General features: G+C 71.5%; 13 protein-coding genes. 5 read left to right on the top strand and 8 right to left on the bottom strand.

Annotation, left to right across the window (positions count from 1 at the left end):
* The first annotated feature begins 3 nt into the window (after positions 1–3).
* Positions 4–459, top strand: coding sequence for an Lrp/AsnC family transcriptional regulator (locus MYF83_RS25835; RefSeq protein ID WP_308201504.1), 456 nt, complete (start codon positions 4–6; stop codon positions 457–459).
* 6 nt (positions 460–465) lie between these two features.
* On the opposite strand, the gene MYF83_RS25830 is transcribed toward MYF83_RS25835, so the two are convergent.
* The 6 genes from MYF83_RS25830 to MYF83_RS25805 all read right to left on the bottom strand — a co-directional run bounded on the left by MYF83_RS25830 (position 466) and on the right by MYF83_RS25805 (position 7,238).
* Complete coding sequence (locus MYF83_RS25830) at positions 466–1,449, bottom strand: N-acetylglucosamine kinase (RefSeq protein ID WP_248963294.1); 984 nt, start codon at positions 1,447–1,449, stop codon at positions 466–468.
* Positions 1,446–2,720, bottom strand: a complete 1,275-nt coding sequence (locus tag MYF83_RS25825) for a 6-phospho-beta-glucosidase (RefSeq protein WP_248963293.1) — start codon at positions 2,718–2,720, stop codon at positions 1,446–1,448. Before MYF83_RS25825 ends, MYF83_RS25830 begins: the two co-directional genes overlap by 4 nt.
* Positions 2,720–3,607 carry a carbohydrate ABC transporter permease gene (locus tag MYF83_RS25820; protein WP_248963292.1) on the bottom strand — a complete coding sequence of 296 codons (888 nt, stop codon included), beginning with the start codon at positions 3,605–3,607 and terminating at the stop codon, positions 2,720–2,722. Before MYF83_RS25820 ends, MYF83_RS25825 begins: the two co-directional genes overlap by 1 nt.
* Positions 3,604–4,566 (bottom strand): carbohydrate ABC transporter permease, encoded by a 963-nt coding sequence (locus tag MYF83_RS25815; RefSeq protein ID WP_248963291.1) that lies wholly within the window; start codon positions 4,564–4,566, stop codon positions 3,604–3,606. The genes MYF83_RS25820 and MYF83_RS25815 overlap by 4 nt, the downstream gene beginning before the upstream one ends.
* Before the next feature lie 3 nt (positions 4,567–4,569).
* A complete protein-coding gene (locus MYF83_RS25810) occupies positions 4,570–5,901 on the bottom strand; it encodes an ABC transporter substrate-binding protein (RefSeq protein ID WP_248963290.1) in 1,332 nt (443 codons plus the stop codon).
* A gap of 86 nt (positions 5,902–5,987) precedes the next feature.
* Entirely contained in the window at positions 5,988–7,238 is a 1,251-nt protein-coding gene (locus MYF83_RS25805) for an ROK family transcriptional regulator (RefSeq protein WP_248963289.1), read from the bottom strand.
* Between the two features lie 461 nt (positions 7,239–7,699).
* Between MYF83_RS25805 and MYF83_RS25800 the strand changes: the two genes are divergently transcribed.
* The 4 genes from MYF83_RS25800 to MYF83_RS25785 all read left to right on the top strand — a co-directional run bounded on the left by MYF83_RS25800 (position 7,700) and on the right by MYF83_RS25785 (position 13,476).
* Positions 7,700–10,024, top strand: a complete 2,325-nt coding sequence (locus MYF83_RS25800) for a HelD family protein (protein ID WP_248963288.1) — start codon at positions 7,700–7,702, stop codon at positions 10,022–10,024.
* A 525-nt stretch (positions 10,025–10,549) separates the two neighbouring features.
* Positions 10,550–12,142, top strand: a complete 1,593-nt coding sequence (gene lnt, locus MYF83_RS25795; protein ID WP_248963287.1) for an apolipoprotein N-acyltransferase — start codon at positions 10,550–10,552, stop codon at positions 12,140–12,142.
* Positions 12,142–12,885 (top strand): polyprenol monophosphomannose synthase, encoded by a 744-nt coding sequence (locus MYF83_RS25790; protein WP_248963357.1) that lies wholly within the window; start codon positions 12,142–12,144, stop codon positions 12,883–12,885. The genes lnt and MYF83_RS25790 overlap by 1 nt, the downstream gene beginning before the upstream one ends.
* Before the next feature lie 63 nt (positions 12,886–12,948).
* The gene (locus tag MYF83_RS25785) at positions 12,949–13,476 is read left to right on the top strand and encodes an FxsA family protein (RefSeq protein WP_248963286.1); all 528 of its coding nucleotides are present in this window, start codon (positions 12,949–12,951) and stop codon (positions 13,474–13,476) included.
* Between the two features lie 106 nt (positions 13,477–13,582).
* Here the strand turns inward: MYF83_RS25785 and MYF83_RS25780 are convergent, their stop codons facing one another.
* A complete protein-coding gene (locus tag MYF83_RS25780) occupies positions 13,583–13,927 on the bottom strand; it encodes an RNA polymerase-binding protein RbpA (protein ID WP_184981820.1) in 345 nt (114 codons plus the stop codon).
* Positions 13,928–14,096: 169 nt separating this feature from the next.
* Positions 14,097–15,443 (bottom strand): MFS transporter, encoded by a 1,347-nt coding sequence (locus MYF83_RS25775; RefSeq protein ID WP_248963285.1) that lies wholly within the window; start codon positions 15,441–15,443, stop codon positions 14,097–14,099.
* Positions 15,444–15,541: the final 98 nt, after the last annotated feature.

Genomic DNA, 15,541 nt, shown 5'->3' with positions numbered 1-15,541 from the left:
GGAGTGGAGGAGATCGATCGCCAAATCGTGATGCTGCTGACCGCGGACGGGCGCATGAGCTTCACCGACCTCGCCAAGGAGACAGGCCTGTCGGTGTCGGCCGTGCACCAGCGGGTGCGCAGGCTGGAGAAGCGCGGCGTCATCCGGGGCTACGCGGCCCTGGTCGATCACGACGCCGTCGGGCTTCCGCTCACGGCCTTCGTCTCGATCAAACCCATCGACCCCTCCGCGCCCGACGACGCGCCCGAGAAGCTCGAGTATCTGACGGCCATCGAGGCGTGCCACAGCGTCGCCGGGGATGAAAGTTACATCCTCAAGGTGCGAGTGCAGTCCCCGAACGCGCTGGAGCATCTGCTCCAGCAGATCCGGGCCTCAGCGAACGTCTCCACCCGCACCACCATCGTGCTCAGCACCCCCTACGAGCACCGCACCCCCGACCTGACCGCCGGCACCGCCTGATCGCGCTCACACCGGCGTGGACACCGGCCCGGTGAAGCCCGCCCGGAGCCGGTCCGCGGCGGCGTCCCCGGCGCCGAGACGGTCCAGGCCGAGCAGCGCGGCGCCGACGATGGGCGGCACGTCGGCGACCAGCAGCACCGCATGGGGCGCCTGCGCGGCGTACCTCTCCTCGACCAGCGCCATCAGCAGGGGATCGCGCGCGGTGAGCACGCCACCGCCCAGCACGACCTCGCAGCGCTCGGCCAGCAGGCCGAGACGGCGCATCGCGACCACCCCCATGACGGCCACCTCGTCGGCCTGGCGCTCCACCAGCCCCCTGGCGACGGCGTCCCCCTCGGCCGCCGCCGCCAGCAGGGCCGGCACCAGGCCGTGCAGCCGTTCGGCGGCCAGCTCGCCGAAGTGCAGCCCGAGGACGACCTCCTCGGCCAGCCGCGTGCCGAAGAACCGGCGGACCGCCTCCAGCAGGAGGGTCCGCGGGCCCCTGCCGTCCTCGGCGCGCACGGCGTGCCACAGGACCTCCTCGCCGAGCCCGAGGCCGCCGCCCCAGTCGCCGCTGATCCTGCCGAGGGCCGGGTACCTGGCCACCTCGCCGGCCGGGGAGACCCCGACCGCGTTGATCCCGGCGCCGCAGACGACCGCGACGCCCCACGGCCGCGACGCCCCGGCCCGCAGCAGCGCGAAGGTGTCGTTGCCCACCACCACCTCGCGGCCGTACCCGCGGGACAGGATCTCCGCGCGGAGCAGCTCCTCCTCGACGGGCAGGTCGGCCCCGGCCACGTAGGCCGCCACGTGGTCGGCGAACGGGGGCCGCGCCCCGGGGCCGAGCGCGAGGCGCGCGGCCTCGCCCAGCACGTCGATCGCGGCGGGCACGCCCGCGCTCTGCGGGACGAACCCTCCGCCCCGGCCGGTGGCGAGGACCGTGCCGTCCTCCGCCACCAGGGCGACGTCGGTCTTGCTGTTGCCGCCGTCGACCGCGAGCACCGTCCTCACGCCGGCACCGCCCCGTCGCCGGCCCAGGGCAGGTAGGGGCGGTTGGCGGCGACGAGCCGCTCGGCCAGGTCGGCCGACACCGACGCCTGCCCGATCAGCGGGTGGGCCAGCAGCGCGTCGGTGACGCGCTCGGCCCCGCCGCGCAGGGCGGCCTCCAGCGCGAGCGTCTCGTAGGCGGTGACGTGCGCGATCAGCCCGGCGTACAGCGGCTCGACCGGGTCGACCGGCAGGGCGCGGGCTCCGGAGGACCCGATGCGCGCGGGCACCTCGATGACCGCGTCGGCGGGGAGGAACGGCAGCGTGCCGTCGTTGCGCAGGTTGACCACCTGCGTGTCGCCCCGGTCGTTCATCAGCGAGGCGATCAGCGCGACCGCCGACTCGGAGTAGAAGGCGCCGCCCCGCCGCTCGAGCAGCTCGGGCTTGGTGTCCACCGCCGGGTCGGCGTAGAGCGCGAGCAGCTCCCGCTCCATGGCGGCGACCTCGGCGGCCCGCGTCGGCTTGGACCGCTGCTCGGCGACGACGGCGTCGTGCTCGTAGAAGTAGCGCAGGTAGTACGAGGGCACGACGCCGAGCCTGCGGATCAGCGGCGCGGCGAGCCCGACGTCGGCGGCGATCTCCTCGCCGTGCTCGGCCAGCAGCCGGGGCAGGACGTCCTGGCCGTCCAGGTGGACCGAACGCTCCCAGGTCAGGTGGTTCAGCCCGACGTGGCCGAGCGAGATCCGCTCCGGGGCGACCCCGAGGTGGGCGGCGAAGCGCCGCTGGAAGCCGATCGCCACGTTGCACAGGCCGATGGCCCGGTGCCCGGCCTGCAGCAGGGCGCGGGTGACGATGCCGACCGGGTTGGTGAAGTCGACGATCCAGGCGTCGGGGGCCGCCTTGGCGACGCGCTCGGCGATGTCCAGCACGACGGGCACGGTGCGCAGCGCCTTGGCCAGGCCGCCCGCCCCGGTCGTCTCCTGCCCGACGCACCCGCACGCCAGGGGGAGCGTCTCGTCGACGTTGCGCGCGGCCTGCCCGCCCACCCGCAACTGCAGCAGCACCGCCTGCGCCCCGGCGACGCCGTCCTCGACGGTGGTGGCGGTGCTCACCGTGGCGGGGTGCCCGGCCCGCAGGAGCATCCGCGCCGCCATCGCCGACACCGGCGCGAGGCGCCGCTCGTCGGGGTCGATGAGGACGATCTCCGACAGCGGCAGCTCGTCGCGCAGGCGCGCGAATCCGTCGATCAGCTCCGGTGTGTAGGTGGAGCCGCCCCCGACAACGGCCAGTTTCATCATTTGACTCCCGTCAGCTTGACGCCCTCGATGAATGCCTTCTGGGCGAGGAAGAACACGATGATCACCGGTGCCATGGCCAGCAGGGTGGCGGCCATGGTCAGGTTCCACTGGACGCGGTGCACGGCTCTGAAGGATGCCAGACCGAGCGACAGCGTCCAGTTCGAAGAGTCGGTCCCCGCGTACAGCAGGGGCCCGTAGTAGTCGTTCCAGCAGTAGAAGAACTGGAAGAGCGCCACCGCGGCGATCGCGGGCCGCGCCATGGGCAGGATGACCCGGATCAGCGTGCGGAACTCGCCGCAGCCGTCGACGCGCGCCGCGTCGGAGTACTCCTTCGGGATCGTCACCAGGAACTGCCGGAGCAGGAAGATCGAGAAGGCGTCGCCGAGCAGCATGGGCAGGATGAGCGGCCACAGCGTCCCGGTGAGGTGGAACCGCGCCCACAGCAGGTAGATGGGCACGGCGACGACCTGCGGAGGCAGCATCATGGTGGTGATGACCAGCAGGAACGCGAGCCTCCTGCCCGGGAAGCGGAGTCGCGCCAGCGCGTAGGCCACCGGGATCGACGAGATGAGCATGAACGCGGTGGCGAGCACCGCGTAGAGCATCGTGTTGGCGATCCAGGTGAGCAGGGGGGCCCTTGCGAAGATGTCGGCGAAGTTGCCCCACTCCCATCGCTCGGGCCACAGCTGCGAGGTGAGGGCCTGCTGGTCGGTCATGACGGCGGTCAGGCCGATGAACATCAGCGGGGCGAGGAACATGATCGACAGGGCGATGGCGAGGGCGTGGGTGGCGATCCATCCCAGCGCGGCGCGCCTGCGGTGGTTCCGGTGCCGGCGGGGGCGGGCCTCGCGAGCGGCCCGGGCCGGAGCGGCGGTCAGGGTCATGCCTCCTCCTCAAGGCCCCGGAACTGGCGCAGCAGGAAGAGCGTGAACACCATCGACACCACGAAGAGGATCACTGCCAGGACGCACGCGTAGCCCATGGCGAAGTCGCGGAACCCCTGGTGGAAGAGCCATTCAGGGAAGGTGAGGGTGGACTGGTCGGGGTAGCCGGGGACGAAGACCGAGCCGGCGGAGTCCGTCCCCCCCGACGCCACCCGGGCCGCCACCATCGCTTGAGTGAAGTACTGAAGTGTCTGGATGACCCCGGTCACCGCGGCGAACATCAGCACCGGCCGGATCACCGGGAGCGTGATGTGGAAGAACTGCCGCCAGGCGCCGGCGCCGTCCAGCGCCGCGGCCTCGTACAGCTGCTTCGGCACGTCCAGCAGCGCCGCCAGGAAGATGACCATGAGGTCGCCCACCGACCACAGCGCCAGCAGCGTGAGGCCCGGCTTGGCCCAGGCGGGGTCGCCGAACCAGTCGGGCGAAGGAAGGCCGATCGCCGACAGGATCGCCGCCACCGGCCCCGTGCCGGGGTTGAGCAGGTAGACGAACCCCAGCGTCCCGGCCACCAGCGGCACCAGCGAGGGCAGGTAGAACACCGTGCGGAAGAACCCGGTGCCCGCCTTCAGCTTGGTGACCAGCTGCGCCACGCCGAGGCCGAACAGCACCCGCAGCGGCACCATCACCACGACCAGCCACAGCGTGTTCCTGATCGAGGTCCAGGCCGCCTCGTCCTGCAGGAAGTACCGGTAGTTCAGCCACCCCACCGGCTCCAGGGTGAACATGTCGTAACGCTGGAAGGAGAAGTAGACGGTCGCGATCAGCGGGTAGCCGAAGAAGACCGAGAAGCCCACCAGCCAGGGGGAGAGGTAGAGCAGCGCCACGAGGCTCCCGCGGTGCCGGCCCTTCGGCCGGGCCGGCTCCGCGGCTCCGCGACGCCCGAACGTCGTCGTGGCCATGGATCAGTCGCCCGCGGTCAGCTTGAGCTTGTCGTCGATCTTCTTGTCGACCTCCGCGAGCAGCGCGTCCAGGTCGGGCGCCCGGCCCGACTCCCACTTGATCTGGGCCTCCTGCAGCGTCTGCTGGTTGAACACCGAGTTGATGTGCGCCGGGAGCGTGCTGCTGCTCGGGTTGGCGAAGATGTCGAGGAAGGTCTGGAAGTTCGGGTCCTTGTCCAGCTTGGGGGACTGCAGCGCGGGCAGCGTGCTCGGCACGTTGCGCAGGGCGTTGGACAGGCTCACCAGGGCGCCGGTGTCGGTGGTGAGGTACCGGACCAGCTCCCAGGCCGCGTCGGAGTGCGCGGCGCCCCGGGGGATGCCGATGATCGTGCCCGCGATGAAGCCGCCCCCGTACAGCTGCGGCTTGTCGTCGGCGACCGGCATCGGGGCGGTGCCGTAGTCCAGCCCCTTGGCGTCGGTGGCGATCATGGCGTTGCGCCACTCGCCGTCGATGGCCATGGCGACCTTGCCCTTCATGAACGGGTTGGCGGCCGACCACTCATCGCCCAGGCTCTTGCGGAACTTCTCCAGCTTGTCGTACCCGAACCAGTCGACCAGGTCCTTCTGCCACTTCATGAGCTGCTGCCACGCCGGGTCGCCGCCGATGGCCGAGGTGCCGTCCGGGTTGGTCCACTTGGCGCCGACCATGGCCCCGGTGTGGATCGGGGCGTTCTCGTACATCTGGCTGCTCGGGACGAAGCCGGCGACCTTGATGTTCCCCTGGGCGTCGCGCACGGTGCACTTCTTGGCGAGGGCGGACAGCTCCGAGAGCGTCTTCGGCGGCTGCGCGCCCTTCATCAGCTTCTTGTTGTAGTACAGGCCGTAGGTGTCGGCGAGCATGGGCATCACGCACCGTTTGCCCTGGTACTGGGTGTACTCCGCGATCACCTTGGGGAAGATCGACTCATCCACCTTGCTCGCCGACATGTACGGCTTGAGGTCCTGGAAGACCCCGGTCTTGCAGAAGGTCGCCACGCTGTCGGTCGTGAAGGACAGCGCCACGTCCGGCGGGTTGCCGCCGCGCGCCGCCTGGATGATCTGGTCGTCCTGGACGGCCTTGGAGGTCTTGACGGTGATCCACGGGTACTTCGCCCGGAACCCGGCCAGGGCGTCGTCGAACGCCTTGAGCTCGTTGTCGGCGACGAAGCCGTGCCACATCGTGATGGTGACGGGGCGCCGGTCGGGCGTGCTTCCCGCCTGCGGTTTCGCGGGCCCGTTCTCGGTGCCCGCCGTGCAGGCGGCCGAGGCCAGCACGGCCAGGGCCGCCAACGCGAGCTGCCAGCGTCGTGGTTTCACGGGGTGCCTCCCATGGGGGTGGTGAGCGATCAGGAGGGGTGATGGGGGAGAGGTGAGGGCGGACGGGAAGCTGGAGGGGCGAGGGGTCAGGCGGACACGGTCGAGGCGAAGATCTCGTCGCGGGTCGTGGTCAGGGCGAGCCCGAGGGCGCCGGTCAGCACCGGGTTGCCCTCGACGGTGGACACCCGCACCGGCGGGCGGGGCAGGGTGAGCGCGTGCAACTCCTGCTCGACGAGCGCGGCCAGCACCTCGCCGCCGGCCAGCAGCATGCCGCCGGTGAGCACCACGATCTCGGGATCGACCACCGCGGTGATCGGCGCCAGGCCCACGGCCAGGCGCGCCGCGACCTCGCGCAGCGCCAGTCCGGCCCGCTCGCCGCGCTCGCCGCCGAGCGCGGCGTCCCGTACGGCGGCGCGCACGGCCTGTGCCGGGTCGCCGCCGCGCACCCCGTGGGAGCGCAGCACCTTCAGCACGGCGGGCCCGCCGGCGAGGGCCTGGAAGCCGTGGTCGCCCCGCTTGCCGGTCTCCTTGGCCGTCGGCACGCCGGCCGTCGGCATGTACCCGACCTCGCCCGCGCCGCCGGTCGCGCCCCGGTGCAGCCTGCCGCCGAGGACCAGCGCCGCTCCTATCCCCTCGTCGGCCCACAGCAGCACGAAATCGGCGTGGCCGCGCGCGACGCCGTGGACCTGCTCGGTCAGCGCGACGAGGTTCACGTCGTTCTCGACGTCCACCGGCACGCCGAGCCCGTCGCGGAGCGTGCCCACCAGCTCGGGGATGTGCCAGCCGGGGATGTGGGCGGCGTACCCGAGGCGGGCGGTGCCCGGGTCCACGGCCCCCTGGATCCCGATCACCACACGGTGCAGGCCCACGGGGTCGACGCCGGCCTGCAGGCACGCCCCGTGGACGGCGGCCCGCACCTTGGCGACGACGTCCCCGGCGCTCCGGCCGGGCGTCGGGTGGCGGTACTCCGAGAGCACCGTGCCGGTGATGTCGGCGACGGAGGCGGCGATGCGCGCCGGGGTCACGTCCAGCGCCGCGACGTAAGCGGCGGCCGGGTTGATCCGGTACAGCTCCGCCGTGCGGCCGGGCAGGCCCTCGCGTATGCCGTCCAGCACGACCAGCCCCGCGTCCCGCAGGCGCGACAGCAACTGGGAGGCCGTGGGCTTGGACAGGCCGGTGAGCGCTCCCAGCTCGGGCCGGGTGAGCGGACCCCGTTCCAGCATCACCTGCAGCGCGGCACGATCGTTGATCGCCCGCAGCAGACTCGGCGTCCCCGGCCGCGTGCCCGGGCTCACGGCTCCGTGCTCATGGCGATCGCCGCGGGTTGCCTCGCGCACCCTTGCCTCCACCTCGCTCAGCCCGCCGGAATGCCCGGACCGTTCCATGCAGAGTTAGGAAAGATTCCTAACTTGAACAGAACGTACAGGCAGACCCTGGAGTGGAGTCAAGAGGCGCTGCCAGTCTTTGACTTCCTTCCCCTCCCAAGAAGGGGAGGTCCCACCCTCGCGGGTGAGGTCTCCTGCTTCATGGCCGACCGCACCCAGAGGACCCGGAATGTCTTACGTCAGCTCCACGGGCCGACACCGCTTGACCAGCGGACCGGGCCGCCTTCCAGGCACGCCGCAGGTGAGCCTGCGGATCAAGCTCGCCGGGCCGGCGCCCGCCGGAAGCTCCACTGGAGACGGGGTGCATGGGTGGCCGGTAAAAACGAAACGCCGCCTCGGAGGGCGGCGCGGGGAACGGAGTGATCCGTGAACGGTCTGCTATTCTGAGCCCTTGTCCTCATATTCACCATAAAGTGCACAAAGGCCCGGAGTTTCACATTACTACCAATAATAATGAAGCAGGGGCTACCCGTCAAATCGAGCTCGCCAAGGAGCAGGAGTACGTCACCGGACTGTACGAACGGCTCGACGTGCTGCGCGAGCGCACGCGGAAGCAGCTCGACGGCGTGCTCGCGCAGGGCGGTGGCGGCACCCACCAGAACCGCTCCGAGCGCGACTCCTTCGCCGGGATGTACGCCGAACGGCTCGCGCGGCTCTGGGCCGTCGAGAACGGCCTGTGCTTCGGGCGCCTGGACCTGGCGGAAGAGAGGCCCCTCTATATCGGCCGGCTTGGCCTTTCCGACGACGACCAGGCCCGGCTGCTCATCGACTGGCGCGCCCCCGTCGCCCAGCCGTTCTACCGCGCCACCCCCGCCGCGCCCATGGGGGTGACCCGGAGGCGCCACCTGCAGACCAAGGGCCGGCGCGTCATCGGCGTCGACGACGACCTGCTCGACCTGGACCGGCTGAGCGAGGCCGACCGGGCCACCCTGAACGGCGAGGCCGCCCTGCTCGCCGCGCTGGGTGAGAAGCGCACCGGGCGCATGCGCGACATCGTCGCCACCATTCAGGCCGAGCAGGATCGCGTCATCCGCAGCGACCTCAACGGCATCCTGGTCGTCCAGGGCGGGCCGGGCACCGGCAAGACCGTGGTGGCGCTGCACCGCGCCGCCTACCTCCTCTACACCCACCGCGAGCGGCTGGCCCGCCGGGGCGTGCTGATCATCGGCCCGAACCTCACCTTCCTGCGCTACATCGAGCAGGTGCTGCCCTCGCTGGGGGAGACCGACGTTCTGCTGTCCACCGTCGGCGAGATGTACCCCGGGGTCACCGGCACCGCGCGCGAGCCGGCGGAGGCCGCCGCGATCAAGGGGTCCATCCGCATGGCCGAGGTGCTGGCGCGGGCGCTGCGCGACCGGCAGCGGGTGCCGCGGCAGCCGATCGACATCGACCTCGGCAACTACACCCTCCGGCTGGACCAGCGCACCTGCGAGGCGGCCAAGAGCCGCGCCATGCGCAGCCGCCGCCCGCACAACGAGGCCAGGGCGGTCTTCGTCCGGCACATCCTCAACGTGCTCGCCAGGCAGGCCGCCAAGGCGCTCGGCCGGGGCATGCTGGACGAGTCCGACCTCGCCGACCTGCGCGAGGACCTGCGCACCGAGCCCGCCGTCAAGACCGCGCTCAACCGGCTGTGGCCCTACCTCACCCCCCAGCAGCTCCTCATCGGGCTGTTCGGCTCGCGCGAGCGGATGGCCTACGCCGGGCTCGCCGCCGCCGAGCAGGACGCGCTGTACCGCGAGGTCCCGCGCGGCGGCGCGCACTGGACCGAGGCCGACGTGCCGCTGCTGGACGAGGCCGCCGATCTGCTCGGCGACATCGACGCCCGGGTGCTGCGCGCCGCCGCCCTCCAGGCCGAGGAGGAGCTCGCCGCCGCCCGGCGCACCGAACAGGAGGAACGCGACGCCGAGCTGGCCTACGCCCGCGAGGTCCTCGAGCTGACCGGGATGTCCGACATCATGGACGCCGAGCGGCTCGCCGCCAGGCACCGGGGCCAGGACGAGTACCTGACGACCGCGGAGCGCGCGGCGGGCGACCGCACCTGGGCCTACGGGCACATCATCGTCGACGAGGCGCAGGAGCTGTCGGCCATGGCCTGGCGGATGCTGATGCGCCGCATCCCCACCCGTTCGATGACCATCGTCGGGGACATCGCCCAGACCGGGTCGGCCGCCGGCACCGCCTCCTGGGGGCAGGTGCTCGACCCCTACGCCCGCGGGCGCTGGCGCGAGGAGACGCTGACCGTCAACTACCGCACGCCCGTCGAGCTGATGGCCGTCGCCGCCGACGTGCTCAAGCTGATCGGCCCCGATCTCAAGGCGCCCGAATCGGTGCGGGAGACCGGGGTGCGGCCCTGGGCGAGGAAGGTGCGCGACACGCGCGACATCGGCCCGATCGTCGGCGGCGAGATCGTGGAGGGCGGGCGGCTCGTCGTCATCGTCCCGGCCACGCGCGCGGACGAGATCGGCCGGATCGTCACCTCCTCGGTCCCGGGGGCGGTGGCCGGGCCGGTGGCCGGCGCGCTGGAGGCCCCGGCGGCCGTGCTGACCGTGGCCGAGGCCAAGGGCCTGGAGTTCGACGCCGTGCTCATCGTGGAACCGGCCGAGATCCTGACCGAGTCCGCCCGGGGCCCAAGCGATCTTTACGTCGCTCTGACCCGTGCCACCCGCCGGCTTGGCATCCTGCATACCGGCGACCTGCCCCCCGTCCTCTCCCGCTGCGAAGACGCGCAGGCGCCCTGACCGAATGACGGCATTGACAGCACTCACGTCTCCTGTCCTAGCTGCGAAAACTTGGTGTTTCCGCTGATCGGGACACGGTTGACATCTGAGCTGAGGTCGGTAGTTTGCTGGACAGTCCAGCACGGGACTACCGGTTGGCCGTCTTCAGACATCGTCGGATTCTGCGTCATGACGGAGCACGACTCCGTCTGCTCAGCCAGGCGCAGCGCTGGCGTTCCGTCGAGTCGGGGCACCCCAGCCGGATGGGGGGTTGGACCCGGGAGGGGCCTGGACACCCAGTAGACAACGGAACTCCGCGCTCGCCGCCGACGGGACGGGTCCGGTCCGAAGGGTTTGTCCAGGCCCTCTTCCCGTCTCGTGCCAGAGCCGCAGTGTGGTTCCTGGGTTCCCGTGGAAGCAGCGGGAGACCCAGGGATCACCATGCGTGATCGTTCACCGCCGCGCCTGCCCGGCGGTTGGAGCGGGGTCCGCCGAGCGGTAGCGTTCGGTGGTTACCGAAGGACCCGCCGAGGAGACCCCGACCCTGTGGCCCAGCCGACAGTGCAGGACATCGAGCGGACGCCGGCCGTTTCCGGCGTCCTGTCCCCTTCGCGTGCCCTCTGGCGGCTCGCCGCCGGCCTGATCGGAGGGGTGCTGCTCTTCCTGGCCTTCCCCCCGATCGACCTGTGGTTCCTGGCACCGCCGGGTGTGGCGCTGCTCACGCTCGCGGCGTACGGGACGGGCGTCCGCAGGGCCGCCTGGCTCGGATACCTGGGCGGCGCCGCCTTCCTGCTGCCCGCGCTGTCCTGGGTGCGCCCGATCGGTGACGACGCGTGGGTGCTCCTGGTCGCCGTGGAGAGCCTGTTCTTCGCCGCTACGTCCGCGGGGGTGGCGCTGGTGACCCGGCTGCGGGGCTGGCCGCTGTGGGTGGCGGCCCTGTGGGTGGCGCAGGAGTGGGCCCGGGGGGTCTTCCCGCTCGGCGGGTTCCCGTGGGTGCGGGTGGCGTTCAGCCAGGGCGGGTCGGTGTTCACGCCGTACGCGGCGCTCGGCGGCGCTCCGCTGGTGTCCTTCGCGGTCGTGCTCTGCGGCGCCCTGCTGGCGATGCTCGCGGTACGGCTCGCGCCGCGCCGGTGGACCAGGCAGGCGACGTTGCTGGTGGCCGGGGCGCTGGCGGTGCCCCTGCTCGCCTACGTCGTCCCGAGGCCGGGAGCCGAGGCGGCCAGGACGGTGCGGGTCGGGGTGATCCAGGGCGACGTCCCGGGCACCGGCATGGGTTTCCTCGGCGACGAACCCGCCGTCGTGCTGCGCAACCACGCCGGCAAGACCCACGACCTGGCGCTGGCCGTCCGGCAGGGGAAGGTCGAAAAGCCGGACATCGTGGTGTGGCCGGAGAACTCCACCGACATCGACCCCTACCGCAGCACCTACGCGCGCGAGATCATCGACGGGGCCGTGCGCGACATCGGGGTGCCGGTGCTCGTCGGGGCCGTGGTGCGCACGCCGGACGGGCAGCACAGGTACACGCGCGGCATCGTGTGGGACCCGTCCACCGGCCCGGGCGCCTACTATGACAAGCGCAAACTGGTGCCGTTCGGCGAGTTCGTCCCCTTCAAGGACCTTCTCGCGAAGTTCATCGCGCGGGTCGAGCTCGTCGGCCTGCAGTCGCTGGCCGGCGACCGCGACGGTGACCTGAAGATGGGCCCGGTGACGGTGGGCGCGGTCGAGTGCTACGAGGTCGCCTTCGACGGCGTCGTGCGGAGCACGGTGCGCACGGGGGCGACGCCGCTCGTCGTGCAGACCAACAACGCCACCTACGCCCTGACCAACCTGCCGCCGCAGCAGCTCGCCATGTCGCGACTGCGGGCCGTAGAGCACAACCGGGCGGTGATCACGGCCGCCACGACCGGCATCTCCGCCTATGTCGACCCCGATGGCCGGGTGCGGTGGCGGACGGCCGAACGGGTCGCGGACATGGCCGTGGTGAGCGTCCCGGTCCGCACGAAGAAGACGATCGCGACACGGATCGGGGCCGCGCCCGAGTGGGCACTGCTGCTCGTCGCGGCCGGTGCGCTGGCCGGTGCCCTTCCCCGGCGGCGCACGGCGGCACAACACGACAAATCCGAAGAAGAGGACGGGTGATGGAGCGGATCCTCGGGCGGGTACTCGTCATCGTTCCGACGTACAACGAGCGCGAGAACCTGCCGGTGATCGTGGGACGGGTACGCGCGGCGGTGCCGGACGCCCACCTGCTGATCGCCGACGACAACAGCCCGGACGGCACCGGTGAGGTGGCCGACGAGCTCGCCGCCGGAGATCAGCACGTCCACGTGCTGCACCGCCCGGGCAAGCAAGGGCTCGGCGCCGCCTACTTCGCCGGGTTCCACTGGGGCCTGGCCGAGGGGTACGACGTGCTGGTCGAGATGGACGCCGACGGCTCGCACCAGCCCGAGGAGCTGCCCCTGCTGCTGAAGGCCCTGGCGGAGGGCGCCGACCTGGTCATCGGGTCGCGCTACGTCCCGGGAGGCGAGCTGGTCAACTGGCCGGCCTCCCGCAAGGCCCTGTCGCGGGGCGCCAACACCTACGTGCGCATCATGCTCGGGGTGCCGGTGCGCGACGCCACCGCGGGCTTCCGGGCCTACCGCGCCTCGGCGCTGGGGAAGATCGTCCTGGACGAGGTGCAGTCCCAGGGCTACTGCTTCCAGGTCGACCTGACGCTGCGCACCGTGCGGCAGGGCCTGCGGGTCACCGAGGTGCCGATCACGTTCGTCGAGCGGACGGTGGGGGCGAGCAAGATGAGCCGGGCCGTCTTCGTCGAGGCGCTGTGGCGGGTCACCCTCTGGGGGATCACCGGATTGCCGCGCCGCCTCAGGAGGGCCCGCTGAGCTCCGTCCCGCGGGAACCATCGGCGGGGGTCCAGGCGTTGTAGGTCGCGAGGTGGTGAAGCCATGCTGCGCGTGCTCATGTTCATAGCTTTCCTGGTCGTGCCGGTGCTGGAGATCTGGGTGCTCATCCAGATCGGCCAGGTGATCGGCGGCTGGCAGACCGTCGGCCTGCTCATCCTGGACAGCCTGCTCGGGGCCTGGCTCGTGCGGCGGGAGGGGCGGCGCGCGTGGCGGGCGCTGCGGCAGGCCCTGGAGTCGGGCCGCATGCCCGACCGGGAGCTCGCCGACGGCGCCCTGATCGTCGCGGGCGGCACGCTGCTGCTCACCCCCGGCTTCCTGACCGACATCGCGGGGTTCTTCATGATCCTGCCGTTCAGCCGGCCCATCGCGCGGCGCGGCCTGAGCTGGTTCCTCGGCCGCCGCGTACGGGCCATGGCCGCCGTGTCGCCGTTCGGGGTGATGTTCTCCGGCGGGGGGCCCGGCGGGCCGCGCCCGAGCCAGGACGGCTCACGGGTGGTCAGCGGTCAGGTCATCGACGACGACGTCCCTCCGCGCGACGCGGGGCCGGGCACGGAGGCCCTGGGCCGGTAAAGGCCCTGGGCCGCTAGGGCGACGCGGACCGATAGAGGGGCACGCACAAAAGAGCGGTGCCTCCGAGGCCACCCCTGAGGGGGCCTGGAGGCACCGGTGGACAGGGTCAGGCGCTCTTGCGCCGCTGTGCCCGAAGGATCGCCAGACGCTCGTTCAGCACCTCTTCGAGGTCCTCGATCGTGCGGCGCTCCAGTAGCATGTCCCAGTGGGTGCGCGGCGGCTTGGCCTTCTTCTGCTGAGGCTGTTCGGCGTCTACCCTTAGAGCGGTGGCGCCGCAACTGCGACACTCCCACGTCGCCGGGATCTCCGCCTCCGCGGCAAGGGGCACGTCGAAGCGATGGCCCTTCGGGCAGGTGTAAGGCACCTCCTGGCGCGGGGCCAGATCGGTGTTGCGGTCGTTCTCGTAGCTGGTGGCTCCGAGCCGGGTACCGCGAAGTGCACGCTCGCCCATGTTCTAATGCCTCCTGAGGGCCCCATCGTGAGGGGTGGGTCTCCACGGCTTACAACGCTTGATACCGTGGATGGATTCCCACCCTGAGGGTGATCCAATCGCGCTTTTCGCCTCCGGCCCTCGGTTCCCGTAGCCGATCTTCCCGGCGTCCCGGCCGGGGGAGCCCCGGCTAGATGCGCGCGGGGACCTCGTTTCCCGCCTCTCTGATGGCCCTTGGCAGGTTGACCAGGGCGAGCAGCACGAACCCGGCCACGAAGAAGATCACCAGGGACAGGATGGCCAAGCGGTAGCTGTCGGTGAGCTGGAGGGCGAGGGCCAGAGTGAAGGAGCCGAGCAGTGCCGAGCCCTTGTCGCTGATCTCGAACAGGCTGAAGTACTCCGCCTCCCTGCCCGCGGGGATCACCAGCGAGTAGAGCGACCGCGAGAGGGCCTGCGTGCCGCCGAGCACGATCGCGATCAGGAAGGCGATCGCGTAGAACTGCACCTCGGCGCCCTTCTCCAGGAAGTAGGCCACGGCCACCACGGCCGTCCACAGCACGAGGCTGGTCAGGACCGTGCGCTTGGTGCCGAGGCGCGACGCGAGCCAGCCGAGCAGCAGGGCGCCGCCGAAGGCGACGAACTGCACCATGAGGATCGCGGTGATCTGCACTTCCTTGCCCAGGCCGAGCTCCTTGTCGGCGTAGGTCGCCGAGAAGGAGATCACCGTCTGCACGCCGTCGTTGTAGATCAGGTAGGCCAGCAGGAACAGCAGGCTGCGCGGGTAGCGGCGCAGCCCGGCGATGGTCCGGCCGAGCTGCCGGAAGCTGCCGCCGACGGCCTGCCGGGTCGTGGCCTCGGGGGTGGCGGGGAGCCGGTTGCGCAGGCGCAGCAGGGGTATCACCGTGAACACGGCCCACCACAGGCCGGCGGAGGCGAGGCTGATGCGCACGGCCATGCCCTCGTCGATGCCGCTGCTCTGGTAGAGGTAGAGGTTCACGGCGAGCAACACGAAGCCGCCGAGGTAGCCGAACCCCCAGCCGCGCGAGGAGACGGCGTCCCGCTCGTCCGGCGCGGCGATCTGGGGCAGGAACGAGTTGTAGACGACCATTGCGGCGCCGAAGGCCACGTTCGCGACGATGAACAGGACCCCGCCCAGCGCGTAGGCGCCGCCGGAGACGAAGTAGAAGCCGAGCGTCGCCGCCGCGCCGAGGTAGGCGAACAGGGCGAGCAGTTCCTTCTTGCGGCCGGTGTGGTCGGCCAGGGCTCCGGCGACCGGCATGATCAGGATCTGCAGGACCACCGAGATCGACACGATGGCCGGGAAGTAGGCCGAGGGCCGGAAGTCGAAGCCGAGGAAGCCGACGAACCCGCCCGTCCCGCCCGCGGCGTTCTCGGCGAGCGTCGTCAGGTACGGGCCGAGGAAGACCGTGATCACCGTCGACTGGAAGCCCGAGTTGGCGAAGTCGTACCAGTACCAGCCCCGTTGCTCGCGCTTGCGCGCCTGCGGGGGATCTTCGGCGACGACGGAGGTGCTCATGGGGTCTCCTGGGGGGCGCAGGGGCATGGTGGGGCCGGGGTCAGGGGTGCGGCGGGGCGCCGGCGCGGGCGGCGGGGAAGCGCGCGGGGTGGCGACGT

The sequence above is a fragment of the Sphaerisporangium perillae genome (assembly GCF_023276435.1).
Taxonomy (GTDB): Bacteria; Actinomycetota; Actinomycetes; order Streptosporangiales; family Streptosporangiaceae; genus Sphaerisporangium; species Sphaerisporangium perillae.
The sequence above is the reverse complement of the archived record's forward strand: the minus strand, read 5'-3'. Positions and strand labels throughout refer to the sequence as shown.

Excerpts from the sequence above, each read along its gene's own strand:
- MYF83_RS25825 (WP_248963293.1), bottom strand. The coding sequence starts at position 2,720 with ATGAAACTGGCCGTTGTCGGGGGCGGCTCCACCTACACACCGGAGCTG.
- MYF83_RS25820 (WP_248963292.1), bottom strand. The coding sequence starts at position 3,607 with ATGACCCTGACCGCCGCTCCGGCCCGGGCCGCTCGCGAGGCCCGCCCC.
- MYF83_RS25815 (WP_248963291.1), bottom strand. The coding sequence starts at position 4,566 with ATGGCCACGACGACGTTCGGGCGTCGCGGAGCCGCGGAGCCGGCCCGG.
- MYF83_RS25790 (WP_248963357.1), top strand. The coding sequence starts at position 12,142 with ATGGAGCGGATCCTCGGGCGGGTACTCGTCATCGTTCCGACGTACAAC.
- MYF83_RS25785 (WP_248963286.1), top strand. The coding sequence starts at position 12,949 with ATGCTGCGCGTGCTCATGTTCATAGCTTTCCTGGTCGTGCCGGTGCTG.
- MYF83_RS25780 (WP_184981820.1), bottom strand. The coding sequence starts at position 13,927 with ATGGGCGAGCGTGCACTTCGCGGTACCCGGCTCGGAGCCACCAGCTAC.
- MYF83_RS25775 (WP_248963285.1), bottom strand. The coding sequence starts at position 15,443 with ATGAGCACCTCCGTCGTCGCCGAAGATCCCCCGCAGGCGCGCAAGCGC.